The organism is Serratia sp. BNK-12, assembly GCF_047456085.1.
Lineage (GTDB): Bacteria > Pseudomonadota > Gammaproteobacteria > Enterobacterales > Enterobacteriaceae > Serratia > Serratia liquefaciens.
Genome location: NZ_CP179896.1, coordinates 412,331 through 437,038, shown reverse-complemented (window position 1 = coordinate 437,038; position 24,708 = coordinate 412,331). Strand labels below are relative to the sequence as shown.

The window sequence follows — 24,708 nt, the reverse complement described above, 5'->3', positions numbered from 1 at the left end:
GCGAGGTTATTTCACCACGCGCAGTGCCGGGCGGCCACCACGTGGCGGCGGAGGCGGTTCATCGTCCGAATCGTTATCTTCACTCAGATCCGGCCGATCGCCATCAATCACCGACATCAGGCTTTCCGATGGGATCGTCTCATTGTCCAGGCCTTCAAACGCGCCTTCCGCTTCATAAGCGGCTTCCGGTTCGAACATGGTGCCTGCACCGTTCTCACGCGCATAGATCGCCAGCACGGCTGCCATTGGCACAGAAACCTGACGCGGCACACCGCCGAAACGTGCGTTGAAATGCACTTCGTCGTTGCCCAGTTCCAGATTGCCCACCGCACGCGGCGCAATGTTCAGAACAATCTGTCCATCGCGGGCGAATTCCATCGGCACTTGCACATCAGGACGCGTCACATCTACCACCAGATGCGGTGTTAGCTGATTGTCCAGCAACCAGTCATAGAACGCCCGCAGCAAGTACGGACGGCGTGGTGTCATCTGAGACATATCCATGACGCTTAGCCCCGAGTCTGCAGGCGCATTTCGCGCTCGGCTTCGGTCAGGGAGGCCAGGAAGGCATCGCGTTCGAACACGCGGGTCATGTAGCCTTTCAGCTCTTTGGAGCCAGCACCGCTCAGCTCAATGCCTAACTGCGGCAAACGCCACAGCAGCGGCGCCAGGTAGCAATCCACCAGGCTGAACTCTTCGCTCATGAAATACGGCGTCTGACCAAAGATAGGGGCAATCGCCAGCAGCTCTTCGCGCAGTTGACGGCGAGCTGATTCAGCTTCCTGGCCGTTGCTCTGCTCGATTTTGTACATCAGCGAATACCAGTTTTTCTCGATACGCAGCATCATCAGGCGGCTCTCGCCGCGCGCGACCGGATAAACCGGCATCAACGGCGGGTGCGGGAAGCGCTCATCAAGGTATTCCATGATGATACGGGATTCATACAGGGTCAGTTCGCGATCGACCAGCGTAGGCACCGTCTGGTACGGGTTGAGGTCAATCAGATCCTGCGGCAGGTTATCCAACTCAACCTGCTCAATCTCGACGCTGACACCTTTCTCCGCCAGTACGATACGTACTTGATGGCTAAAAATGTCGGTCGGGCCAGAGAACAGCGTCATTACCGAACGTTTGTTGGCAGCGACAGCCATGAAAACCTCCAAGTTATCTAGAAAATACTGCGAATAGCCCACTGACAGGCTGCTATCCTGAATGATCTTGACCGCAGGCCAGCAACTCGCAGCTAAACCTTAGGTCATAAAAACCGGCCTCGGAGGTAAACTGATAACTGCTGCATGGCGAACAGGCGCAAAAGTGGATGATAGTTTACCAGATTTTGCTTGTTTTGTGGGGGCTGTGCGGCGAATTCGTATTGAATTGTCTGATATACCAAAGATTTTAGTAGCAGCAACGTGATTTTCAGGCATAAAAAAACCCGGTGAAGCACCGGGTTTTTTGCGTAAATTCCACTGCCGAAGCAGTAAAAAATTAACGCTTGGAGAACTGCGGACGGCGACGTGCTTTACGCAGACCGACTTTCTTACGTTCAACCTGACGGGCGTCACGAGTGACGAAGCCAGCTTTACGCAATTCTGCACGCAGAGTCTCGTCGTACTCCATCAGTGCACGGGTGATACCGTGACGGATAGCACCAGCTTGACCAGAGATACCACCACCTTTAACGGTGATGTACAGGTCAAATTTACCAACCATGTCAGTCAGTTCCAGCGGTTGACGAACTACCATGCGGGCAGTTTCGCGACCGAAGTACTGTTCCAGGCTGCGCTGGTTAATTACGATGTTACCACTGCCCGGCTTGATGAAAACGCGAGCGGCGGAGCTTTTGCGGCGACCAGTGCCGTAGTATTGATTTTCAGCCATTGCCTATAATCCCGATTAGATGTCAAGAACTTGCGGTTGCTGTGCCGCATGAGTGTGCTCGTTGCCCGCGTAAACTTTCAGTTTACGGAACATTGCACGACCCAACGGACCCTTTGGCAGCATGCCTTTAACCGCGATTTCAATCACGCGCTCAGGACGGCGGGCAATCATCTCTTCAAAGGTCGCTTGCTTGATACCACCGATGTGGCCGGTGTGGTGGTAATACACCTTGTCTGTACGCTTGTTGCCGGTTACAGCAACTTTTTCTGCGTTCAGAACGATGATGTAGTCACCGGTATCAACGTGCGGGGTGTATTCCGCTTTATGCTTGCCGCGCAGACGACGAGCCAGTTCAGTAGCGAGACGGCCTAAAGTTTTACCATCTGCATCAACAACGTACCAGTCGCGTTGAACGCTCTCTGGTTTAGCTGTAAAAGTTTTCATTAGAAAGCTTACCCAATAATTAGTTACACGTTGGTGAACACCCAAACGCTCGAAAACAGTTGAGGCTCACACGACCATACAAGTCCAGCAAACCTACCCCTTCGAATAGCCATTGCCGGCACTATAAAGTTTTTGGGAAAAAAAACTTTGTTGTAACGTGGGGTCGCAAGATTATAGAGAAGTCGCTCACAAAGATCGAACGCTTTTTGAATGGAAACGCAATTAATCGCCAGCAGCGGAAAATCGGGGACACCGGCGGTGGCGCCCCCGGGCAATCAAGGCAGATGCGGCAACTTGAGATACTCCTCGCTTTGCATCTCCTGCAGCCGCGACAGGCAGCGCTGGTACTCAAACTTCAGCCGCTCGCCCTGGTAAATCTCGAACATCGAGGCTTCGGCAGCGATCACCAACTTGACGTGGCGCTCGTAAAATTCATCCACCAACGCCAGGAAGCGGCGTGCGGTATTTTCCTTCAACGGCCCCATCACGCGCACATTATACAGGATAACGCTGTGGTAGAGGCGCGATAAGGCGATGTAATCGAGCTGGCTGCGTGCTTCCTCGCACAAGGTATGAAAATCAACGGCCAGCACGCCGTCTACCGCGTGGATAACCTGCAGCGGCCGGTGATTGATCTGCAATACCGGTGCCGCCTCGCCTTTCTTGCCGGCCAGTTTCACGAACATCTGATCCATGGTCTGCCGGGTTTGTTCATCCAGCGGCGTCAGATACAGGTGCGCCTGAGTCAGGGTGCGCAGACGATAATCAATGCCGGCGTCAACGTTCATCACATCGCAATACTCGTTAATCAGGTCGATCGCCGGCAGGAAGCGCGCGCGCTGCAGACCGTTGCGATACAGATCGTCCGGCGGAATATTGGAGGTGGCGACCAGCGTGATGCCACGGGCAAACAGCGCCTGCAACAGCGTCGCCAGCAGCATGGCGTCGGTGATATCGGAAACAAAGAACTCGTCGAAACACAGCACGTCGGTTTGCGCCTTGAAACCATCAGCGATGATTTCCAGCGGATTTTCCTGCCCCTGCAATTCGGTCAGCTCTTCATGCACCCGCAGCATGAAGCGGTGGAAATGCAGCCGTAGCTTGCGGTCACCCGGTAGGCTGTGGAAAAACATATCCATCAGCCAGGTTTTGCCACGCCCGACCCCGCCCCACATATATAAGCCCTGCACCGGCCGCTGTTTTACCGTTTCGCTGCTTTTGCCCAGCAAACGGCTCAGCTTGCCGCGCAGACCGCCGGCAGGTGCACTGACGGCCGGTATTTGCTGCAAGGCCTGATAGATATGATCCAGTTGAGTGACGGCCTGGCGTTGAACCTCATCGGCCTGGTATTCCCCCGCAGCAAGCAGCCGCTGGTAGCGTGATAACGGTGATTGTGCCTGCATCTGTTCGATGTTCCCTAAGAACGCTTAGAAATTATTTAGCCCATTTTCGCGACATATTACGGCTGGTTAGCCCTCATATCGCCACAAATGCCCACTCTGAGCGGCGCTGAAAACCCTGTAAAAATCAGGTCAAAGCTCATCAGGATTCCACTCGGACAAGGTTAACGGTTATAGTGGATATTATTAAGTGAAAAATCCCTGCGGAACAACGAAGTCAAAATAGGAGTCATCATGACCTGGGAGTATGCGCTGATTGGTTTGGTGGTCGGTATCGTCATTGGTGCGGTAGCGATGCGTTTTGGTAACCGTAAATTACGTCAACAACAAGTTTTGCAGAACGAGTTGGATAAGAGCAAAACCGAGCTGGAAGAGTATCGTCAGGAGTTGGTCGGTCATTTTGCCCGCAGCGCCGAGCTGCTGGACAACATGGCACGCGATTATCGCCAGCTGTATCAGCATATGGCGAAAAGCTCAAACAACCTGCTGCCGGATCTGCCGATGCAGGAAAATCCGTTCCGCTATCGCCTGACCGAAGCCGAAGCGGATAACGATCAGGCGCCGGTAGAAATGCCGCGCGACTACTCCGAAGGCGCATCAGGCCTGCTACGTGGCGAACGTCCACGTCGCGACTAAACGCCGTTCTTCGCCCGTGGGCCAGTCCCACGGGTTTTTGATCCTCCTCATACTTCTTCCCCCACGCTGAGCTATCCTTAACGCAGACGTTTGAGTGAACTTTTCACGCAAATTCACGGTCTTACCCTTCACTATGGTATTGCTGCTGCTTTATCATCACTATTCCACCGGCAGGTATTGAGAGAGCTATTATCAATGAAGAAAAAGTCGTTAATTCTTAGTGCATTGGCAATGAGTATTGGCCTCACACTGACCTCCGTACCGGCTGCCACCGCCGCGATGCCCGTCGCCGTTCAAGGGCAACCGCTGCCAAGCCTGGCGCCGATGCTGGAGAAGGTCTTGCCCGCAGTGGTCAGCGTGCATGTTGAAGGAACCCAGGTACAACGCCAGCAAGTTCCGGAGGAGTTCAGACGCTTCTTTGGCCCTGGTGGCCCTGGGCAACAGCAAAGCTCACGCCCGTTTGAAGGCTTGGGTTCCGGCGTCATCATCGACGCCGCCAAGGGCTATGTGCTGACCAACAACCACGTGATCAACAACGCCGATAAAATCAGCGTACAGTTGAACGATGGCCGTGAAGTGGACGCCAAGCTGGTAGGCCGTGACGAACAGTCCGATATCGCCCTGCTTCAGCTCAACGACGTGAAAAACCTGACCGCTATAAAAATGGCGGACTCCGATAAACTGCGGGTCGGTGATTTCGCCGTGGCCGTCGGCAACCCGTTTGGCCTGGGCCAAACCGCCACTTCTGGCATTATTTCCGCGTTGGGCCGCAGTGGCCTGAACCTGGAAGGGTTGGAAAACTTTATTCAGACCGATGCGTCCATCAACCGCGGCAACTCCGGTGGCGCGCTGGTTAACCTTAACGGTGAGCTGATCGGTATCAACACCGCCATTTTGGCGCCAAGCGGCGGCAACGTCGGTATCGGTTTTGCCATTCCGAGCAACATGGCGCAGAACCTCAGCCAGCAGTTGATCGAGTTTGGCGAAGTGAAACGCGGGCTACTGGGCATTAAAGGCAGTGAAATGACCGCCGATATGGCCAAGGCCTTTAATACCGACGCGCAACGCGGGGCGTTCGTCAGCGAAGTGCTGCCGAAATCCGCCGCTGCCAAGGCGGGCATCAAGGCCGGCGATATCCTGGTTTCGGTGGACGGCAAGCCTGTCAGCAGTTTCGCCGAGCTGCGCGCCAAGGTCGGTACGACCGCACCGGGCAAAACCATCAAGGTTGGCCTGCTGCGCGACGGCAAACCGCAGGAAGTTTCCGTTACGCTGGATAACAGCGAAAGCGCCTCAACCAATGCCGAAACGCTTTCCCCAGCTCTGCAGGGGGTTTCACTCAGCAACGGGGCAATCCCAAGCGGTGAAAAAGGCGTGAAGATCGATAAAGTGGACAAAGGCTCTGCGGCGGCACAAATCGGGCTGCAGAAAGACGATGTGATCATCGGCGTCAACCGCCAGCGTATTGAGAACATCACTGCACTGCGCAAAGTGCTGGAAGCCAAACCACCGGTCATGGCGCTGAATATCGTGCGCGGCGGCGAAACCATTTATCTGCTGTTGCGCTGATCGTATATTTGTTTAAAAACCGGGCGCGGTGACATACTGCGCTCGGTATTCTCATGTTATCCTCCCGGTATCTTTCATCTTACGTACTAAAACTCCATGTTTGCTAAGCTCTTGCGTTCCGTCGTTATTGGTCTAATCGTTGCCGGCCTGCTGCTGGTTGCTTTACCCGTGCTACGTTCTTCCAATGCCTTGTTCGCAGAAAAACATGATAGTACCCTTGATGAAACACCCGTCAGTTACAATAAGGCGGTACGACGTGCCGCGCCTGCCGTAGTCAATATCTACAACCGCAATATGAACGGCACCGCCAACGTGCTGTTGCTGGGGTCAGGCGTGATCATGAATGAACGTGGCTATATCCTGACCAATCGACACGTGATCAAGGATGCGCAACAAATTACCGTGGTCGTCCAGGACGGCCGCCGCTATGAGGCGCTGCTGGTCGGCTCTGACAGCCTGACCGATCTGGCAGTGCTGAAAATAGATCAGGGCAACCTGCCGGTGATCCCAATTAATACCGCACGCACCGCGCACGTCGGTGACGTCGTGCTGGCGATTGGCAACCCTTACAACCTAGGCCAGACCGTGACTCAGGGGATCCTCAGCGCCACCGGCCGTATCAGTATGAGCACCACCGGACGTCAGACCTTCCTGCAGACCGATGCCTCGATTAACCGCGGCAACTCCGGCGGTGCTTTGGTCAACTCCCTCGGCGAATTAATCGGTATCAATACCCTGACCTACGACAAAATCACCGACGGTGAAACGCCGGAAGGCCTGGGTTTCGCCATTCCTATCGAGCTGGCCACCAAGATTATGGACAAACTGATCCGCGACGGCCGCGTCATTCGGGGTTATTTCGGCATTCAGGGCAAAGAGATTATTCCGTTGCGCTCGTCCAATTCCGGCATCGATCGCCTGCAGGGCATTATCGTGACTGAAATTACTCAGGGCGGGCCGGCAGGCAACGCCGGTTTCCATATCAACGACGTGATCATCAACGTGGACAACAAGCCTGCGGTATCGGTGCTGGAAACCATGGACCAGGTAGCAGAAATCCGACCGGGTACAGAAATCCCGGTGGTGGTCCTGCGCGAAGGCAAACGCATCACGCTGAAGATGACGGTGGGCGAATTCCCGGAAGATAACAATTAAAAAGGCCCGGCAATGCCGAGCCCTCAATACTGCATTGACTACGCCGGCGCCAGGCCCCGGCGTCAGACAAATTACTCGCCTTTCACACGCTCGATGTTAGCACCCAGCGCGCGCAGCTTGTCTTCGATACGCTCATAACCACGGTCGATGTGATAGATACGATCGACGACGGTCACGCCATCGGCGATGCAACCGGCCAATACCAGGCTGGCAGAAGCACGCAGATCGGTCGCCATCACCTGAGCCCCTGACAGTTGCTCAACGCCGTGGCAAATCACGGTGTTGCTCTCGATCTCAGCGTGTGCACCCATGCGGATCAGCTCAGGCACATGCATGAAGCGGTTTTCAAAGATGGTTTCGGTGATCACACCGGTGCCTTCCGCAACCAGGTTCAGCAGGCTGAACTGAGCCTGCATATCGGTAGGGAACCCCGGGTGTGGCGCAGTACGCACGGTCACCGCTTTAGGGCGTTTGCCATGCATATCCAGACTGATCCAGTCTTCACCCACTTCGATATCCGCACCGGCTTCGCGCAGCTTGGCCAACACGGCATCCAGCGTATCAGGACGGGTATCACGGCACATCACCTTGCCACCGGAAACGGCTGCAGCGATCAGGAAGGTACCGGTCTCGATGCGATCCGGCAGAACGCGATAAACACCGCCGCCCAGACGCTCAACCCCTTCGATAGTAATGCGGTCACTGCCGGCACCGGTGATTTTTGCGCCGAGCGTGTTGAGGAAGTTGGCCGTATCGACAATTTCCGGTTCGCGGGCCGCATTCTCAATCACGGTGGTACCGGTTGCCAGGGTGGCAGCACTCATGATGGTCACGGTAGCGCCAACGCTGACCTTGTCCATAACGATGTGTGCGCCCTTCAGGCGGCCATCGACGGAAGCTTTAACATAGCCTTCTTCCAGTTTGATCTCTGCACCGAGCTGTTCCAGACCGGTAATATGCAGATCGACCGGACGCGCACCGATGGCGCAGCCGCCCGGCAGAGAAACCTGACCACGGCCGAAACGGGCAACCAACGGCCCCAACGCCCAGATAGAAGCGCGCATGGTTTTCACCAGATCGTAGGGTGCACAGAATTCGTTCACGCCGCTGGCGTCAACGAATACGGAACCGTTGCGTTCAATCTTGGTGCCTAATTGGCTGAGTAGCTTAATGGTGGTGTCGATGTCCTTCAGCTTCGGGACATTCTGCAACTCGACCGGCTCTTCCGCTAACAATGCGGCGAACAGGATCGGCAGGGCGGCGTTTTTAGCCCCGGAAATAGCCACTTCACCGCTGAGGCGGGTCCGGCCCTGCACACGAAATTTATCCATTTGACTACTCTCTGTTATCTAAACTGACGCTGCCCGCCCCGCTGGGCAAACAGCCTTAAAATCCGTTGAGTTTGCGATCTCGCTGCCACTCTTCAGGGGTGTACGCCTTAATCGACAAGGCGTGAATACGGTTGTCCGCAATGTATTCCATCAACGGCGCATAGACCGCCTGTTGTTTCTTGACGCGGCTCATGGCGGCAAACAGCTCACCGACCACGATCACCTGAAAATGGCTGCCGTCGCCGGTAACATGTGCTTCTTCCAGTGCCAATGCGCGCATCAGCACATCTTTAATCTCGCTATTTTCCATAGTATCCAGTTCTGTATCAAAAGGATCATAATCAGCCTGATATCTTAGTGGAATACGACGTTTTCTTAAACTAAAGAAAAAGCCCCTGTACAACAGGGGCTTTCTGGGGAGAAAACGTCTTCATCCAGTCGAAAATCGGGCTAACCAGCGGTATCGACAGGCATTATTGCTTGCAGATTGTACAGTGCGATCAGCGTTTTCAAGCGATCGCCGGCGCCAGAAATTTTTAATTCAACGCCATGCTGGCGTTGCTGTTCGCGCAGATGCACCAGCAGTGCCAACCCGGACGAGTCCACCCGCTGCAGTTGCGTAACGTCGATAGCGGTTTTATCCGCCAGCAACGTTTCCCGCTGTTCCCACAGCGGCAACAGGGTTTCCCGATCCAACGCACCGCGCAGGATCAGGGTCTGTTGCTGCGATTCAAAGCTGAGTGCAGCTGACATCAGTTTTTCTGATCCAGAGTAATCGGCTGAGCCGCCGCCGCCTGCAGCTGCTTGGTCAGGCCGTCGATCCCCTGGGTACGCAGCGTAGAAGCCCACTCGTTCTGCTTGGTGGTGATCATGCTGACGCCTTCGGCGATCATGTCATAAGCCTGCCAGTGACCGGTTTTGGTGTTTTTGCGCCACTGGAAGTCCAGACGCACCGGCGGACGACCGCCGTTGTCGATGATGGTCACGCGGATCGCCACAATGCTGGCGTCGCCCAGCGGCTTCTCTGGCTCAATCTGATAAGTCTGGCCGTGGTACATCGCCAGCGCCTGGCCGTAAGCCTGTTCCAGATAGGCCTGGAATGCGGTGAAGTAGGCTTCACGCTGCGCCGGCGTCGCTTCTTTGTAAAAACGGCCCAGCACCAGCGCACCGGCGTATTTGACCTGCACAAACGGCATCAGCTCCTGATGCACCACGGAACGCAGGTAGTTAGGGTCCTGCTTGATCTTCGGCTGTTCGGTTTTCAGACGGGTGAAGGTCTTCTCAGCCGCGTCTTGCATCAGGCTGTAAGGATTGGTCTGATCGACCGCATTCGCCAGCGGTGCGACCACCAGCAGGGCAACCATAAGTAAACGTTTAAACATGCAGGTTTCCTCTCTTAATGAATAGGGGCAGCGGCTTGTGGAGCTGCACCGGCAGCCGGCTGAGCAGCCGCGTCTCCCGTTTTGGCAGCATCATCCTGACCGCCGCTCTTATACAGGAACTGGCCGATCAGATCTTCCAGAACCATGGCTGATTTGGTGTCCTGAATCGTGCCGCCATCTTTCAAGATGGCCGTGCCCATATCCGGATCTTCAAAACCGACGTTCAGCGCCAGATATTGCTCCCCCAACAGGCCGGAGGTACGGATCGCCAGTGAGCTGGTGTCCGGGATCTGGTCGTATTTTTCCTGGATATCCAGGGCTACGCGCGGCGTATAGGTTTTAGGATCGAGCGTAATATCAGCCACTCGGCCAATCATCACACCGCCGATTTTCACCGGAGAACGCGCTTTCAAACCACCGATGTTATCGAAGGTCGCGTAGATGCGGTATGTTGGCTCGTTACCGATCGACTTAATGTTCGCCACTTGCAGGCACAAAAACACGATGGCGCACAGCGCAATCAGCATAAATGCCCCAACCCAGATTTCACTCTTCTTCGTTTGCATCGAATCAATTCCCAAACATCAGTGCTGTCAGCACGAAATCCAATCCCAACACCGCCAGTGACGAATGTACCACGGTACGGGTCGTTGCCCGGCTTATCCCTTCAGAGGTGGGTACGGCATCATACCCGTTGAAGATGGCAATCCAGGTCACGGTGATGGCAAATACCACGCTCTTGATCAGGCAGTTGAGCAAGTCTTTTTTCCACTCAACGGCGCCCTGCATGGCCGACCAGAAGAAGCCACTGTCAATGCCCTTCCAGTCTACGCCCACCACCGAGCCGCCCCAGATACCGATAGCGACAAAAATCATCGTCAGCAAGGGCATGCTGATCAAACCGGCCCAGAAGCGCGGCGCAACGATACGCCGCAGCGGATCGACGGCCATCATTTCCAGGCTGGAAATTTGTTCCGTTGCCTTCATCAGGCCAATTTCGGCCGTCAATGCAGAGCCGGCACGCCCGGCAAACAGCAACGCGGTGACCACCGGGCCCAGTTCACGCAGCAGCGATAACGCCACCATCATGCCCAGGCTGGCTTCTGCGCTGTAAGTGGTCAGTACCAGATAACCCTGCAACCCCAGCACCATACCGATAAACAACCCGGAAACCACGATGATCAGCAGCGACTGCACACCCACGCTGTGCAACTGCTTGAGCAACAGTGGCCACTGCCTGCGCGGCTCAGGCCGCCCGACCAGCGCGTTGAACAGCATCAACCCAGCACGCCCAAAGCTGGCGCTGGTGTTGATGCCACGGCGTCCTAACGACGCTAACGCCTGAAATAACATCAGCTTATTTACTCCCTAAACCTAACAGCTCGGCCTGATAATCACCGGCCGGATAACGGAAGGGTACCGGCCCATCGGCAATACCATCCAGGAACTGGCGCACGCGTGCATCAGGATTGTTCTGTAATTGCTGCGCCGTGCCTTCGGCTATCACCCGATGATCGGCCACAATGTAAGCGTAGTCGGCGATGCTCAGCACTTCCGGCACGTCGTGCGAAACCACGATGCAGGTAATGCCCAGTGCATGATTCAGCTCATCGATCAGCTTCACCAGCACGCCCATGGTGATGGGATCCTGGCCGACGAAAGGTTCGTCGAACATGATCATCTCCGGATCGAGCGCAATCGCTCGCGCCAGTGCGGCACGGCGCGCCATACCGCCGGACAATTCATTGGGCATCAGATCGGCTGCGCCACGCAGTCCAACCGCTTCCAGCTTCATCATCACCGTGCTGCGCAGAATGGGCTCCGGCAAACGGCTATGTTCGCGCAGCGGGTACGCCACGTTTTCGAACACCGTCAGATCGGTGAACAGCGCACCAGACTGAAACAGCATGCTCATTTTCTTGCGCGCTTCATACAGTTGATGGCGAGACAACGCGGGAATGTTATCGCCATCAAACCAGATTTCACCGCTGTCCGGTGCCAGTTGACCGCCAATCAAACGCAGCAGCGTCGTTTTGCCAATGCCGGACGGCCCCATGATCGCCGTGACCTTGCCACGGGGAACCGTCAGGTTGATATCTTCGAATATCAGTCGATCGCCGCGCGTGAACGTCATGTCGCGAACTTCGACCAGATTCTCTGCCTTCTGGTGCATGTTAATTGATCCTTCACGGGTCATTTTTGCCAAATCTACCCACGATGTTAAAGCAACGGGCGCAATGCGTCTCATCTTTACAAAAACTTACCGCCATTTCGCTACCAATGGTGCCATAGGTTTTACTTTTACGCGCCACCCGGTCAAAATTGGCGCCATAACGAAAAAAAACGAAAGTGTTCATATATTAGCCGGGAAAACCCGTTGCTGCGGCTTTAACCTGCGCAACGGAGGGCAAAGCAAGATAGCCGAATTACGGCTTTTAACCAACGAACCGGGATGATACCCAACAAAGGACCCTGCATGTTTCTCGCGATAGCTTTATTAATCGTTGGTTTATTTTTACTGGTATATGGTGCAGACCGCTTAGTTTACGGTGCTGCGGTAATTTCCCGTTCACTCGGCGTGCCACCGCTGATTATCGGTATGACCATCGTCGGCATAGGCACTTCACTGCCGGAGCTGTTCGTGTCGACCACTGCGGCACTGAACGGGCAAATAGATATGGCCGTGGGGAACGTACTAGGTTCCAACATCACGAATATTTTACTGATCCTCGGCGTTGCCGCGCTGATACACCCGCTGGCGGCGCGATCCGAAGTGTTGCGGCGCGAACTGCCGCTGATGTTGGCGGTCACAGTATTGTGCGGTTTCGTGCTGATGGACGGCACGCTGAGCCGGCTGGATGGCGTGCTGCTGTTGGCCGCCGCCGCGGTATTTATTCTGTTGATGTTGAAAATTGCCCGGTTGGCGCAGCGCGAAGGCAGCGACAGCCTGACCGTGGAGCAAATCGCCGAATTGCCGCAGGACAGCAGCAACACCGTCGCGATACTGTGGCTGGTGCTGGCATTTATCATTCTGCCGCTGTCTTCCAAAATGGTGGTCGATAACGCCACGGTCATCGCGCACTATTTCGGTATGAGTGAGTTGGTGGTCGGCCTGACCGTCATCGCCATCGGCACCAGCCTGCCGGAGTTGGCGACGTCCATCGCCGGGGCACTCAAGGGCGAAGATGATATGGCAATTGGCAATATCATCGGCTCCAACATTTTCAACACGGTGATCGTGCTGGGCGTGCCCGCCCTGCTGTCTCCGGGGACCGTCGATGGCGCCGCCTTCCATCGCGATTACTGGGTCATGCTGGCGGTCAGCATTGTGCTCAGCGCCCTGTGCATCGGGCGCAAACATCGCATCGGCCATCTGGCCGGCGCTCTGTTATTATGTGGTTTTATTGCGTACCTTGCGGTGCTGTTTTTTAACCCTTTCAATTCATTTAGCTATAGCCTCTAGCTTTCAAGTTGCAGCCAGACGGCAAACTCACTCATCCCCAGGTGCTTACTCAGGTAAGTCACCGGGATGAGTGGTAACGGCGCTGTAACTTGAGAGATGACGGGTATGACCGATGGGAATGAGCATGTCGAACATTCAGTTGCAACCGGGCTTTGATTTTCAGCAGGCAGGCAAAGAAGTGCTGCAGATTGAGCGTGACGGGCTGGCCCAGCTCGATCAATACATCAATGCAGACTTTACCCGCGCCTGCGAGTTGATCGCCGAATGCAGCGGCAAAGTGGTGGTGATGGGCATGGGTAAATCCGGGCACATCGGCTGCAAGATTGCCGCCACCTTCGCCAGCACCGGAACGCCGTCGTTCTTTGTTCACCCGGCCGAGGCCAGCCATGGCGATCTCGGCATGGTCACCGCACAGGATATTGTGCTCGCCATTTCCAATTCGGGTGAGTCCAACGAAATACAGGCGCTGATCCCGGTCTTGAAGCGTCAACGCATCCCGCTGATCTGCATGACCAACAACCCGGAAAGTTCGATGGGCAAAGCGGCGGATATTCACCTGTGCATCAAGGTGCCACAGGAAGCTTGCCCACTCGGCCTGGCGCCGACCACCAGCACCACCGCTACGCTGGTGATGGGGGATGCGTTGGCCGTCGCACTGTTAAAAGCTCGCGGTTTCACGCCGGAAGATTTTGCGTTATCGCACCCCGGGGGCGCACTGGGTCGCCGCCTGTTGCTGCGCGTCTGCGACATCATGCACAGCGGCGATGAAATTCCTCACGTCAGCGCCGATGCATCGCTGCGCGACGCGCTACTGGAAATTACCCGCAAAAATCTGGGCATGACGGTTATCTGCGATGATTTGATGAAAATCGCCGGTATCTTCACCGACGGTGACCTGCGCCGGATTTTCGATATGGGCATCAATCTCAACGAAGCGCGGATCGTCGATGTCATGACGCTCGGCGGCGTGCGGGTACGCCCGAACCTGCTGGCGGTCGACGCGCTGAACCTTATGCAGCAGCGCCATATCACCGCGTTGCTGGTTGCCGATGGCGACCAATTGCTGGGTGTGGTACATATGCATGACATGCTGCGCGCCGGCGTCGTTTAACTATGGAAGAGAACTCAATGAGTCTGGTTGAAACCTGCTACGGGCCTGTAGAGCAAGATGTCATGGCGCGTGCCGGCAAAATCCGCCTGCTGATTTGTGATGTCGATGGCGTGCTGTCAGACGGCCTGATTTTCATGGGCAACAATGGCGAAGAATTAAAAGCGTTCAACGTACGCGACGGTTACGGCATCCGCTGCCTGAAAACCTCGGATATCGAAGTGGCGATCATTACCGGTCGCTCCGCCAAGCTATTGGAAGACCGGGCTAAAACGCTCGGCATCACGCACCTTTATCAGGGGCAATCCGATAAGCTTTTGGCCTTCCGCGAACTGTTGGATACACTGTCGCTGACGGCGGATCAGGTCGCCTATATCGGCGATGACCTGATCGACTGGCCGGTGATGGCGCAGGTTGGCCTGGCGGTCGCGGTGGCAGATGCGCACCCGCTGCTGACGCCACGGGCCCATTATGTTACCCGCATTGCCGGCGGCCGCGGTGCGGTACGTGAGCTGTGCGACATTATTCTTTTGGCTCAAAACAAGCTGGAAGACGCCAAAGGGCTATCGATATGAGTAAAACCAAACTTTGGATCACCGTGCTGCTGGCGGTGATCGCACTGGCGCTGATTGGCTGGAACATGACGGATTTCAGTGATGATACTGCTCCGGGACCGGTGAACAGCCAGGACCCGACTTATCAGAGCCAGCATACGGTCACCATAGTGTACAATCCGACCGGCAAGCTGAGTTACAAGCTGGTGGCGGAAGACGTGAAGTACTATACCGCCGATGAATTAAGCTGGTTCACCCAGCCGGTGATGACGCTGTTTGATGAAAACGCGGTGGCCACCTGGTCAGTTCGCGCCGACCGCGCCAAACTGACTAAAGACCGGATGCTGTATCTTTACGGCCACGTCGAGGTGAACAGCCTGACCACCACGTCGCAGCTGGAAAAAATTAAAACAGACAATGCTCAGGTGAACCTGGTGACCCAGGATGTGTCTTCGGATGACGAAGTGACGCTCTACGGGACGAACTTCACCTCTAACGGCATGAAAATGCGTGGGAACCTGCGGGCCAAGACCGCTGAGCTGATTGATAAGGTTAAGACCAACTATGAAATTCAAAACCAACAAACCAAGCCGTAATCTGTTAATCGGCAGCTTGATTTTGGCCGCCAGCGCCCCCGCATGGGCGCTGAAGTCCGACTCCAATCAGCCGGTGAGCATCGACTCGCTGAAACAGTCTCTGGACATGCAGAGCAACGTCAGCACCTTTACTGATAACGTGGTGATCAAGCAAGGCACCATCGATATCAAAGCGGACAAAGTCGTGGTCACCCGCCCAGGCGGCGATCAGAACAAAACCTATATTGAAGCTTTCGGCAACCCGGTAACCTTCTATCAGATGCAAGACAGCGGCAAGCCGGTGAAAGGCCACGCTCAGAAGGTACGTTACGATGTGGCGTCTCAGTTGGTGACCCTGACCGGGAACGCCTACCTGGAACAGCTCGATAGCAACGTCAAGGGCGATCGCATCACCTACCTGGTGCAACAGCAGCAAATGCAGGCGTTTAGCGATAAAGGCAAGCGCGTGACTACGGTTCTGGTACCGTCGCAGTTGCAAGACAAAAACGGGCAAAACAAGAGTAACTAATCACTTATGGCTACACTCATCGCAGAAAACCTGGCGAAAGCCTACAAGGGCCGCAAAGTCGTTGAAGACGTCAGCCTGAAAGTGAAATCCGGCGAGATCGTCGGCCTGCTGGGGCCAAACGGCGCCGGCAAGACCACCACGTTCTACATGGTGGTCGGTATCGTTCAGCGTGACGCCGGACGTATCGTGATTGACGAAGAAGACATCAGCCTGCTGCCGCTGCACGCCCGTGCGCGTCGTGGCATCGGCTATCTGCCGCAGGAAGCCTCGATCTTCCGCCGCCTGAGCGTTTACGACAACCTGATGGCGGTGCTGGAGATCCGTGACGATCTCAGCAGCGAACAGCGGGCGGACCGTGCGGTGGAGCTGATGGAAGAGTTCCATATCTCCCATCTGCGCGACAACCTGGGCCAGGCGCTGTCCGGTGGCGAACGTCGCCGCGTGGAGATCGCCCGTGCGCTGGCGGCTAACCCGAAATTCATCCTGCTGGATGAACCCTTCGCCGGGGTTGACCCGATTTCCGTTATCGACATTAAAAAAATTATCGAGCACTTGCGTGACAGCGGTCTGGGCGTGCTGATCACCGACCATAACGTGCGCGAAACGCTGGACGTGTGTGAACGCGCCTATATCGTCAGCCAGGGCAAACTGATTGCTCACGGCACGCCGGATGCTATTCTGGCCGATGAGCAGGTAAAACGCGTTTATCTGGGCGAAGAATTCCGCCTCTGAGTACCGGCGCGTCCTGATGGGCGACTGTTAACGGAAGTAGACTGAAGAATATGAAGCAAGGTTTGCAACTCAGGTTTAGCCAACAACTGGCCATGACCCCCCAGCTCCAGCAGGCCATACGCCTGCTGCAGTTGTCCACGCTTGAGCTCCAGCAGGAGATACAGCTGGCGTTAGAGAGCAATCCACTGCTTGAACAGACCGATCTGCACGAAGAAATCGACGCGAAAGAGACGACCGAAACCGAAGGTTTGGATACCCGGGAGGCGCTGGAACAAAAGGACATGCCCGAAGAGCTGCCGCTGGACGCCACCTGGGACGAGATCTATACCGCCGGCACTCCGTCAGGAACTCGCACCGATTACAGTGACGACGAACTGCCGGTGTATCAGGGGGAAACCACCCAAACCCTGCAGGATTACCTGATGTGGCAGGTGGATCTGACGCCGTTTTCCGATACCGATGCTGCCATTGCCACCTCGATCGTCGACGCCGTCGATGATACCGGCTATCTCACCGTGCCGCTGGAAGACATTCTGGAGAGCATGGGTGACGAGAATGTGACAATGGACGAAGTCGAGGCGGTATTGAAACGCGTACAGCGGTTTGATCCGGTTGGCGTAGCGGCGCGCGACCTGCGCGATTGCCTGCTGGTTCAGCTATCCCAATACGCCCCAGACACGCCTTACCTGGCGGAAGCGCGCCTGATCATCAGCGAACATCTGGACTTGCTGGCTAACCACGACTTTCGCAGCCTGATGCGAACAACGCGCTCAAAAGAAGATACACTGAAAGAAGCGATGTTGCTGATCCAGTCACTCGATCCGCGTCCAGGCCAGTCGATCAACACCGGCGAATCTGAGTACGTGATCCCGGACGTGCTGGTACGCAAAGTGCAGGATGTGTGGACGGTCGAGCTCAACAGCGACAGCATCCCAAGGCTGAAGATCAATCAGCAGTATGCTGCGCTGGGCAATAGCGCGCGTAACGACAGCGACGGTCAGTACATCCGCAGCAATTTGCAGGAAGCGAAATGGCTGATCAAGAGCCTGGAAAGCCGCAACGACACCCTGCTGAAAGTTTCGCGCTGCATCGTCGAGCAGCAGCAGGCGTTCTTTGAGCAAGGCGCGGAATTTATGAAGCCCATGGTGCTGGCGGATATCGCTCAGGCCGTGGAGATGCATGAATCGACAATCTCACGCGTGACCACGCAGAAGTTTTTGCACAGTCCGCGCGGCATTTTCGAATTGAAATATTTCTTCTCAAGCCACGTGAATACCGACAGCGGGGGCGAAGCTTCCTCTACGGCGATCCGGGCGGTGGTGAAGAAATTGATTGCGGCGGAAAACCCCGCCAAACCGCTCAGCGACAGCAAGCTGGCTACCCTGCTCTCCGATCAGGGGATCATCGTGGCGCGGCGTACCGTCGCCAAGTACCGAGAGTCTTTGTCCATCCCGCCGTCCAACCAGCGTAAACAGTTGGTTTGACCTCTATTGAGAAGGAAGACACTATGCAGCTCAACATTACCGGACACCACATCGAAATCACCGAACCCTTGCGTGAGTTCGTGAACACCAAGTTCGCCAAACTCGAACAGTATTTTGACCGCATAAATCAGGTGTATGTCGTGCTTAGTGTGGAAAAAGTGCAGCAGATTGCGGAAGCGACGGTGCACGTGAATGGAGGCGAGTTGCACGCCACCTCGGAAGACGAGAACATGTATGCGGCAATTGATACCCTGATCGACAAACTGGCGCGTCAATTGAACAAACATAAAGACAAACTGAAACAACACTGACATTCTGGGCCGTTTCCGTCAGCGGGTACGGCTCAAACGTAGCCTCGGCCATCGGCGCGTTACCTGTTTGGGTACGCGCCGATAAGCCATCAGGGTTAAACAAGGCGAAAAATCACCTCACAAGCCTGCTTGCTGGTGTGGTTTTAAGTGAAGATGAGATGAACAACGAAACAATGCAGTTAAGCTCGGTATTAAATATCGAGTGCACCAGAAGCTCCGTACATTGCACCAGCAAGAAACGGGCTTTGGAAATTATCAGCGAACTGGCCGCCAAACAGCTCAATCTGCCACCCCAGGTGGTATTTGACGCGGTTCTCACCCGCGAGCGCATGGGCAGCACCGGTATCGGCAACGGTATCGCCATCCCCCATGGCAAACTGGAAGAGGACACACTGCGGGCCGTTGGCGTGTTTATTCGTCTCGACCAACCTATCGCCTTCGACGCCATTGATAACCAGCCGGTCGATCTGCTGTTCGCCCTGCTGGTGCCGGCCGACCAATGTAAAACCCATCTGCATACCCTGTCTCTGGTCGCCAAGCGTCTGGCCGACAAAACAGTATGCCGCCGCCTGCGCGCGGCGCAAAGTGACGAAGAGCTTTACCAAATCATCACCGAGTAACGCCCGGCTGGCGTGACTTCCAGCCCGGATAACGATACTGTTTAGCCATGATGGATTCCGGTTCAGATCGGAATAATAAAGTTTCTAACGGTGGCGATAAACGCCACTGAGATGCCAGGGGGAGTTGCCACATGGTGCTGATGATTGTCAGCGGCCGTTCCGGTTCAGGGAAATCCGTCGCCTTGCGGGCGCTGGAAGACATGGGTTTTTACTGCGTTGATAACCTGCCCGTGGTACTGCTGCCGCAGCTTGCCAATACGCTGGCGGAACGCAACAGCTCCGCGGCGGTAAGCATCGACGTGCGTAACATGCCGGAATCGCCGGAAGTGTTTGAATATGCGATGACCCAACTGCCGGACAGCTTTTCGCCGCAGTTGCTGTTCCTCGACGCCGATCGCAACACGCTGATTCGTCGTTACAGTGATACTCGCCGTTTGCACCCGCTGTCCAGCAAGAACCTGTCGCTGGAAAGCGCTATCGATGAAGAAAGCGATCTGCTGGAACCACTGCGTTCACGAGCCGATCTGATCATCGACACCTCGGAAATGTCGGTGCATGAACTGGCCGAAATGCTGCGTACCCGTTTACTGGGCAAACGCGAGCGCGAGCTGACCATGGTGTTTGAATCCTTCGGCTTTAAGCACGGTATCCCGATCGACGCCGATTACGTGTTCGACGTACGTTTCCTGCCGAACCCACACTGGGATCCTAAACTTCGCCCGATGACCGGCCTGGATAAACCCGTCGCCTCATTCCTCGATCGTCACACTGAGGTGCACAACTTTATCTACCAGACCCGCAGCTATCTGGAACAGTGGTTGCCAATGCTGGAAACCAACAACCGCAGCTATCTGACGGTGGCCATTGGCTGTACCGGCGGTAAACACCGTTCAGTCTACGTAGCGGAACAGTTGGCCGATTACTTCCGCTCACGCGGCAAGAACGTACAGTCACGCCACCGCACGCTGGAAAAACGCAAACAATGACGGTCAAGCAAACGGTTGAAATCAAAAACAAACTGGGCATGCACGCCCGCCCGGCGATGAAGCTGTTCGAGTTGGTGCAGAGTTTTGATGCCGAAGTGATGCTGCGTAACGACAGCGGCACCGAGGCCGAGGCCAGCAGCGTGATTGCGCTGCTGATGCTGGACTCCGCGCAAGGGCGCCATATCGAGGTGGAAGCCACCGGGCCGGATGAGGTTAAAGCGCTGGCCGCGGTGATTGAACTGATTAATTCCGGTTTTGACGAAGACTAGCTTCCCCGCAGCGAAGAAGCCAATATCAAGAACGCGCCCATCAAGGCGCGTTCAGCATTTGTGAGACATCCCCAATTCCCGATGCATGCTAAATAGAAACACCTTGCCTCTCTGCAAACCCGATCCCAACGATTGTAATAAGCATAATCACATGATTTTATTATTTAATAATAAATCTATAGTGGTTTCTCAACAGCAAAATACTAAACCCTACCGACAAGTTACGCCGCCGCTCGCCGCAGAGACAAAAAGGAAGTTTACAATTTGTGAACTAGCGATTCAGCCGCTACAATGATGACAGGGCATGGATGAGGGAGAGATGCATATAATTTCAAGGGAACCGTTCAACGAGGCCGCAATCCGCTACCCCAACGAAGCAGCCTCTCTCAACACAATCTACAAAACGCTGCGCCGGGGGACATTTCATACGCCGGAAGATTTAAAATCCCTTTTCCCCAGCCTGGACAGAATGAAGTACAAAGCAAAATGGTGGGTCATTGATGTCGGAGGAAATCATCTCAGGATCTTATTCTTTGCCAGTTTTGATACCCAGAAAATATTTGTTAAACAGATAGTGACTCATGCAGAGTACGACAGATTACTGCAGCAGTACCGGAGGAACCCAAAATGATCGCCGATGCGCTTAAGGCCACCCATGAGCTGTTACGCGCCATACCCTTGTTAGGTGGCAGCACCTCGCCACAGGATTACCGTGATGCTCTGGCGTTAGTGGAACACCTGCTTGAAACCGACGAGCGCCACCCGCTGATTGACGTTCTGGCAGCCAAGATCGTCGAGTATGAAGATAACAGCCCTGATTTTGCAGAGTTCAATCAGCGTATCGCACAGCTACCACAAGGTGTAGCCGCGCTGAGCGTGCTGATGGAGCAATATGGCCTCAGTCAAAGCGACTTCGAAAACGAGATCGGCAAAAAGTCACTGGTGAGCCAAATTCTAAGCGGAAAGCGATCGCTGACCATCCCCCATATCATGGCGCTGGCAAAACGTTTCAACCTGCCGCCGGCCTTGTTCTTGCCTGAAGCCCGTTAGAGAGGGCCCTCCAGTCCTAGATCCGGCTCAAACAGTCCAGCGCCACCGCCTTGAAGCTATCGAAGTTGTTGCTGCCCAACAGGCGGCTCATTGACCGCTCGCGTACAAAGGTGACAAACAGCTCATAAATAGCCATCGCTTCTTCGTAATCGCTTTTGCTGATCGCCAACAGGAAGATCACGTGGGCGATTTCGCCCTCTCCCCAGACCACGCCCTGCGGCGCCAGCAACGTCACCACCACGGTTTTTTTCGCCAACAGGCCCAGCGAGTGCGGCAGTGCGATCCCCTCGCCCAGCAGCGTGGAAACAATCGCCTCGCGCTCTACGACCGACGGATAAAAGTCATCACCCACGTAGCCTTCGCGCTCAAGTTGGCTGCACACTTTCTGGAACAATTGCGCCTGAGTCAGCGGCTCGTTCACCACCATAAAATGGTCGGCGTCGAAAAACTTCTCCAGCATATAGGGCTTGGTGCGATCCACCAGCACCAGCTTACCCAACTGTTCTAGCTGGTATTCGGTCGGGAACGGTGACATCACCACCACCGGTTTGTTCTTTTCACTGACCCGCGCGTTGGAAATGACAAAGTCTTCGTCGATATGATTGAGCACCTCGTAATCGCGTAGCGAAACGATGCGCGTCATCACCAACTGCGGGTATTTGCGTGCGATTTGCGCCTGGATCATCCGGACCGTCGAGTTGCCGGTATCGCAGACCAACATCACCTGCGGATGGCGCTCATAACCAATGTTGTAATGCCGCTCCAGGCCAACGCCAATGTGCAGCACCAAATAGCCGATCTCGTTTTCACTCAGGGTGTAAGGCGTGTATTTTCCCCAGCTCGATACGGCCGCCAGCGTCACGTCGTAGGCCATCGGGTAGTGCTGCTTGATGTTCGCCAACAGCGGGTTGGGGATATTAATCTGGTATTTCACCCGGGTGATCATGGTTTTGATGTGGGTGAGCAGATCGGCCCGCAGCTGCTTATCCCCCTGCAGGTTGTAGTTATAGTGCGAATTGATATACGACAGGATGTAATCCACCAGCGCTTCTTCATCGTCGGCGTTGATCTCGGTCGGCTGCACCTCCTGCACACGACGCGCGGCGATGTTGACCCGTAGATAAGCCTCCTCCGCCATCGAGACCTCTTTGCCGCTGGCTTTGCGTAACTCCCCGGCTAGCCAGGTAGAAGCCTTACGCACCGCGTCATCACCGTCCTCAACGTCAAAATCCGGCAACGGATAGCCGTCGGTAATGCGCCGCAATGCCACCGCACAGTAGAAAATCAGGTACTGTTCACCTTCGTCGGTCAGACGAATAGCATATTGAGACAACAGCGGATGCAGCAGCCCGGCAAAGGTCGCCACCTGCGGTTGCTGCAGGATCTCATTGTTAAGCAATGGGTTTTCGGCGTCGGCCAAATGCAGTTGGAATAACAAGTCGGTCAGGCAAGCACGGATCGCCATCTCCGAGCCGAACAGCTTCATGCCGTAGCGCGGCTTGGTCTCGATGGTCAACTGATAGTGCGCCAGGCGCTCCCTCACCTCAGCCATGTCGTTTTGCAGCGTGCCGCGGCTGACAAACCATTCGTCGGCTAAATCTTCCAGCTTCAGAGAAAAGGCTGAGGTCAAAAAACGAACCAGCAGATAGTGTACCCGCTCCTGTGCGCTGCGTGGCGTGGCGTGTTTTTTACGCTCCTGATGCTGCAGGGCGCTGAACAACCTGGCGTCATCCACCTGCAGGCGATAGCCCGCACCGCGGCTATGCACAAAGTGCGCACCATATTTTTCCAAAATATCGTTCAGCGCGGTGATATCAGCCCGCACGGTTCGGGTGGACACGGCAAAACGCTTCGCCAACTCGTCCTGCGGCAAGGTTTCAGACTGCAAAGCATCGAACAGATAGGCCAAACGCGGGTAGGGAAATCGCACCATTCTCTTTCCGTCTATTAGAGTGCCCGCCAGGTGGATCCGGCGGGCAACAAGTTATTTGGCTAGCGGCAAGAACACCATTTGCGAGGGACTACCGACCGGCATATAGCCTTCAACAAAGCTGAGTTTGCCACTGGCCTTATCCACGCTGAAACGGGTGACGTTATCGCTGCGTTGATTCATCGCATACAGATAGCGCCCGTCCGGACTCAGCGTTAACGAGCGCGGATAATCCCCGCGCGTCCAAGTTTCCGCCACCGAATGCAGCTCGCCGCCACTGCCAACGCTGAACTGCGCGATGCTGTTATGCAGCCGATTGGCCACGTACAGATTTTTGCCATCCTCGCTCAGCACCAGGCCGGCGGCGAAGTTGGTGCCCTTATAATCGGCTGGCAGCGAAGAGACCACGTGCAACTGTTTCAGAGTACCTTTTTGGTTATCAAAACGGTAGCTGGTCAGCGTGGAAGCCTCTTCGTTCACCAGCAGCAAGGTTTTCCCGTCCGGATGGAACACGAAATGACGCGGCCCGGCGCCGGCGGAAGATGCCGCGATCCACGGCGGATCGTTCGGCGTTAACTGGCCGCTGGCATCGTCAAAGCGCCATTGATAAATACGATCCAGCCCCAGATCGGTGGAGAACACAAACTTGCCGCTCGGATCGCTGGCGATCATATGCGCATGCGGGCCGTTGTGATCGCTGATGGCAAAGCTGCCCTCCACCGCCGCCTCAGGCTTGCCGGCCCCTGCCGGTCCTTGCTGTTGCTGCACCGAACTGGCCGTGCCCAGCTTGCCGTCGCTTTCAACTGGGAAAGCCGCTACGGTGCCGCTGACGTAGTTTGCCACCAACAGATGACGACCGTTTGGCGTCAGGAAGAGATAAACCGGCCCCGCCCCCTGCGCATCAACCTGATTGAGCTGGGTCAGGCTGCCGTCCGTCGGATTGATACGGTAAGCAATAATGCCGCCATGTTGAGTCCCGTTAAAGTCCGCCACTTCGCTGGCGACATACAGCGTCTGGCCTTTGGCATCCACGGTAAGCTGTGCTGGGTTCGGCTGGCTGCTGGCCAGGGTTCTGGCGCTCAGTGCGCCGCTGACCGGATCGACCTGCACCCGGTAAACGCCTTCGCCGTTAGGGTTGTAAGTACCGATATAAGCAAAATGAGATGACGTAGATTTCATTGCATCCTCAGCATGAAGCGCCGGGCTAGCCATCGCCAGCAGCGCCAGAGTGACTGCAGTTCGCAGGGTGGAAGATGTTTGCCAGTTTCGCATAGTTATCCTGATGGTATACCCGTCATCTTT

General features: G+C 55.4%; 31 protein-coding genes. 17 read left to right on the top strand and 14 right to left on the bottom strand.

All coding sequences use genetic code 11. The features are described 5' to 3' along the window. Positions 1 to 6: 6 nt before the first annotated feature. The 5 genes from sspB to zapE all read right to left on the bottom strand — a co-directional run bounded on the left by sspB (position 7) and on the right by zapE (position 3,728). Complete coding sequence (gene sspB / locus ACMGG1_RS02020) at positions 7 to 504, bottom strand: ClpXP protease specificity-enhancing factor (protein WP_046372555.1); 498 nt, start codon at positions 502 to 504, stop codon at positions 7 to 9. A 5-nt stretch (positions 505 to 509) separates the two neighbouring features. Continuing rightward, positions 510 to 1,151: a stringent starvation protein SspA gene (gene sspA, locus ACMGG1_RS02015; RefSeq protein ID WP_012147043.1), complete on the bottom strand. Its 642-nt coding sequence runs from the start codon at positions 1,149 to 1,151 to the stop codon at positions 510 to 512. A gap of 337 nt (positions 1,152 to 1,488) precedes the next feature. After that, positions 1,489 to 1,881 (bottom strand): 30S ribosomal protein S9, encoded by a 393-nt coding sequence (gene rpsI / locus ACMGG1_RS02010; RefSeq protein WP_020831838.1) that lies wholly within the window; start codon positions 1,879 to 1,881, stop codon positions 1,489 to 1,491. Between the two features lie 15 nt (positions 1,882 to 1,896). After that, complete coding sequence (rplM, locus tag ACMGG1_RS02005) at positions 1,897 to 2,325, bottom strand: 50S ribosomal protein L13 (RefSeq protein ID WP_020831840.1); 429 nt, start codon at positions 2,323 to 2,325, stop codon at positions 1,897 to 1,899. Between the two features lie 275 nt (positions 2,326 to 2,600). Next, positions 2,601 to 3,728: a cell division protein ZapE gene (gene zapE, locus ACMGG1_RS02000; protein ID WP_174574816.1), complete on the bottom strand. Its 1,128-nt coding sequence runs from the start codon at positions 3,726 to 3,728 to the stop codon at positions 2,601 to 2,603. 231 nt (positions 3,729 to 3,959) lie between these two features. Here zapE and zapG point away from each other — a divergent pair, with 231 nt between their 5' ends. The 3 genes from zapG to degS all read left to right on the top strand — a co-directional run bounded on the left by zapG (position 3,960) and on the right by degS (position 7,082). Next, complete coding sequence (zapG, locus tag ACMGG1_RS01995; RefSeq protein WP_020831844.1) at positions 3,960 to 4,361, top strand: Z-ring associated protein ZapG; 402 nt, start codon at positions 3,960 to 3,962, stop codon at positions 4,359 to 4,361. Positions 4,362 to 4,556: 195 nt separating this feature from the next. After that, positions 4,557 to 5,927 carry a serine endoprotease DegQ gene (degQ, locus tag ACMGG1_RS01990; protein WP_041415005.1) on the top strand — a complete coding sequence of 457 codons (1,371 nt, stop codon included), beginning with the start codon at positions 4,557 to 4,559 and terminating at the stop codon, positions 5,925 to 5,927. 96 nt (positions 5,928 to 6,023) lie between these two features. Continuing rightward, positions 6,024 to 7,082, top strand: coding sequence for an outer membrane-stress sensor serine endopeptidase DegS (gene degS, locus ACMGG1_RS01985; RefSeq protein WP_122080296.1), 1,059 nt, complete (start codon positions 6,024 to 6,026; stop codon positions 7,080 to 7,082). 71 nt (positions 7,083 to 7,153) lie between these two features. Here degS and murA read toward each other — a convergent pair whose 3' ends face one another. From murA to mlaF, 7 genes are all read right to left on the bottom strand, one after another. Further along, on the bottom strand, positions 7,154 to 8,413 hold the full coding sequence (murA, locus tag ACMGG1_RS01980) for a UDP-N-acetylglucosamine 1-carboxyvinyltransferase (protein WP_020831849.1): 1,260 nt from the start codon (positions 8,411 to 8,413) through the stop codon (positions 7,154 to 7,156). A gap of 55 nt (positions 8,414 to 8,468) precedes the next feature. After that, positions 8,469 to 8,723: a BolA family iron metabolism protein IbaG gene (gene ibaG, locus ACMGG1_RS01975; RefSeq protein ID WP_020831850.1), complete on the bottom strand. Its 255-nt coding sequence runs from the start codon at positions 8,721 to 8,723 to the stop codon at positions 8,469 to 8,471. A 140-nt stretch (positions 8,724 to 8,863) separates the two neighbouring features. Next, a complete protein-coding gene (mlaB, locus tag ACMGG1_RS01970) occupies positions 8,864 to 9,166 on the bottom strand; it encodes a lipid asymmetry maintenance protein MlaB (protein ID WP_044553664.1) in 303 nt (100 codons plus the stop codon). Next, positions 9,166 to 9,795: a phospholipid-binding protein MlaC gene (gene mlaC, locus ACMGG1_RS01965; protein ID WP_044553666.1), complete on the bottom strand. Its 630-nt coding sequence runs from the start codon at positions 9,793 to 9,795 to the stop codon at positions 9,166 to 9,168. The genes mlaB and mlaC overlap by 1 nt, the downstream gene beginning before the upstream one ends. A gap of 14 nt (positions 9,796 to 9,809) precedes the next feature. Next, the gene (gene mlaD / locus ACMGG1_RS01960) at positions 9,810 to 10,361 is read right to left on the bottom strand and encodes an outer membrane lipid asymmetry maintenance protein MlaD (RefSeq protein ID WP_130017014.1); all 552 of its coding nucleotides are present in this window, start codon (positions 10,359 to 10,361) and stop codon (positions 9,810 to 9,812) included. A 4-nt stretch (positions 10,362 to 10,365) separates the two neighbouring features. Continuing rightward, a complete protein-coding gene (mlaE, locus tag ACMGG1_RS01955) occupies positions 10,366 to 11,148 on the bottom strand; it encodes a lipid asymmetry maintenance ABC transporter permease subunit MlaE (protein ID WP_046372552.1) in 783 nt (260 codons plus the stop codon). A 4-nt stretch (positions 11,149 to 11,152) separates the two neighbouring features. Continuing rightward, positions 11,153 to 11,968: a phospholipid ABC transporter ATP-binding protein MlaF gene (gene mlaF / locus ACMGG1_RS01950; RefSeq protein WP_020831858.1), complete on the bottom strand. Its 816-nt coding sequence runs from the start codon at positions 11,966 to 11,968 to the stop codon at positions 11,153 to 11,155. On the opposite strand from mlaF, the gene ACMGG1_RS01945 reads away from it, so the two are divergent. The 14 genes from ACMGG1_RS01945 (at position 11,967) to ACMGG1_RS01880 (ending at position 21,476) form a co-directional block, all read left to right on the top strand. Then, entirely contained in the window at positions 11,967 to 12,251 is a 285-nt protein-coding gene (locus ACMGG1_RS01945) for a hypothetical protein (RefSeq protein ID WP_153263146.1), read from the top strand. The genes mlaF and ACMGG1_RS01945 overlap by 2 nt on opposite strands. Positions 12,252 to 12,271: 20 nt before the next feature. Next, positions 12,272 to 13,258: a calcium/sodium antiporter gene (locus ACMGG1_RS01940; protein WP_122080297.1), complete on the top strand. Its 987-nt coding sequence runs from the start codon at positions 12,272 to 12,274 to the stop codon at positions 13,256 to 13,258. Between the two features lie 124 nt (positions 13,259 to 13,382). Further along, the gene (kdsD, locus tag ACMGG1_RS01935) at positions 13,383 to 14,369 is read left to right on the top strand and encodes an arabinose-5-phosphate isomerase KdsD (RefSeq protein WP_044553673.1); all 987 of its coding nucleotides are present in this window, start codon (positions 13,383 to 13,385) and stop codon (positions 14,367 to 14,369) included. A gap of 17 nt (positions 14,370 to 14,386) precedes the next feature. Continuing rightward, entirely contained in the window at positions 14,387 to 14,941 is a 555-nt protein-coding gene (kdsC, locus tag ACMGG1_RS01930) for a 3-deoxy-manno-octulosonate-8-phosphatase KdsC (RefSeq protein ID WP_122080298.1), read from the top strand. Next, positions 14,938 to 15,516 carry an LPS export ABC transporter periplasmic protein LptC gene (lptC, locus tag ACMGG1_RS01925; protein WP_115060611.1) on the top strand — a complete coding sequence of 193 codons (579 nt, stop codon included), beginning with the start codon at positions 14,938 to 14,940 and terminating at the stop codon, positions 15,514 to 15,516. Before kdsC ends, lptC begins: the two co-directional genes overlap by 4 nt. After that, positions 15,485 to 16,024, top strand: coding sequence for a lipopolysaccharide ABC transporter substrate-binding protein LptA (lptA, locus tag ACMGG1_RS01920; RefSeq protein WP_020831865.1), 540 nt, complete (start codon positions 15,485 to 15,487; stop codon positions 16,022 to 16,024). Before lptC ends, lptA begins: the two co-directional genes overlap by 32 nt. Positions 16,025 to 16,030: 6 nt before the next feature. Then, complete coding sequence (gene lptB / locus ACMGG1_RS01915; protein ID WP_020831867.1) at positions 16,031 to 16,756, top strand: LPS export ABC transporter ATP-binding protein; 726 nt, start codon at positions 16,031 to 16,033, stop codon at positions 16,754 to 16,756. 50 nt (positions 16,757 to 16,806) lie between these two features. Next, positions 16,807 to 18,240 (top strand): RNA polymerase factor sigma-54, encoded by a 1,434-nt coding sequence (rpoN, locus tag ACMGG1_RS01910; RefSeq protein ID WP_414161124.1) that lies wholly within the window; start codon positions 16,807 to 16,809, stop codon positions 18,238 to 18,240. A 23-nt stretch (positions 18,241 to 18,263) separates the two neighbouring features. Beyond that, positions 18,264 to 18,551, top strand: a complete 288-nt coding sequence (gene hpf / locus ACMGG1_RS01905; protein WP_004948547.1) for a ribosome hibernation promoting factor — start codon at positions 18,264 to 18,266, stop codon at positions 18,549 to 18,551. Positions 18,552 to 18,709: 158 nt separating this feature from the next. Next, entirely contained in the window at positions 18,710 to 19,171 is a 462-nt protein-coding gene (gene ptsN / locus ACMGG1_RS01900; protein WP_115060613.1) for a PTS IIA-like nitrogen regulatory protein PtsN, read from the top strand. A gap of 131 nt (positions 19,172 to 19,302) precedes the next feature. Next, on the top strand, positions 19,303 to 20,157 hold the full coding sequence (gene rapZ / locus ACMGG1_RS01895) for an RNase adapter RapZ (RefSeq protein ID WP_012147065.1): 855 nt from the start codon (positions 19,303 to 19,305) through the stop codon (positions 20,155 to 20,157). Further along, positions 20,154 to 20,426: a PTS phosphocarrier protein NPr gene (gene npr / locus ACMGG1_RS01890; RefSeq protein ID WP_020831874.1), complete on the top strand. Its 273-nt coding sequence runs from the start codon at positions 20,154 to 20,156 to the stop codon at positions 20,424 to 20,426. The genes rapZ and npr overlap by 4 nt, the downstream gene beginning before the upstream one ends. A 319-nt stretch (positions 20,427 to 20,745) precedes the next feature. Next, positions 20,746 to 21,057 (top strand): type II toxin-antitoxin system HigB family toxin, encoded by a 312-nt coding sequence (locus tag ACMGG1_RS01885; RefSeq protein WP_041415720.1) that lies wholly within the window; start codon positions 20,746 to 20,748, stop codon positions 21,055 to 21,057. Then, positions 21,054 to 21,476, top strand: coding sequence for a helix-turn-helix domain-containing protein (locus tag ACMGG1_RS01880; RefSeq protein WP_142816308.1), 423 nt, complete (start codon positions 21,054 to 21,056; stop codon positions 21,474 to 21,476). Before ACMGG1_RS01885 ends, ACMGG1_RS01880 begins: the two co-directional genes overlap by 4 nt. 16 nt (positions 21,477 to 21,492) lie before the next feature. Here the strand turns inward: ACMGG1_RS01880 and ACMGG1_RS01875 are convergent, their stop codons facing one another. Beyond that, entirely contained in the window at positions 21,493 to 23,409 is a 1,917-nt protein-coding gene (locus ACMGG1_RS01875; protein ID WP_020831882.1) for a BglG family transcription antiterminator, read from the bottom strand. A 51-nt stretch (positions 23,410 to 23,460) separates the two neighbouring features. Beyond that, complete coding sequence (locus ACMGG1_RS01870) at positions 23,461 to 24,678, bottom strand: lactonase family protein (RefSeq protein ID WP_414161123.1); 1,218 nt, start codon at positions 24,676 to 24,678, stop codon at positions 23,461 to 23,463. Positions 24,679 to 24,708 lie beyond the last annotated feature (30 nt).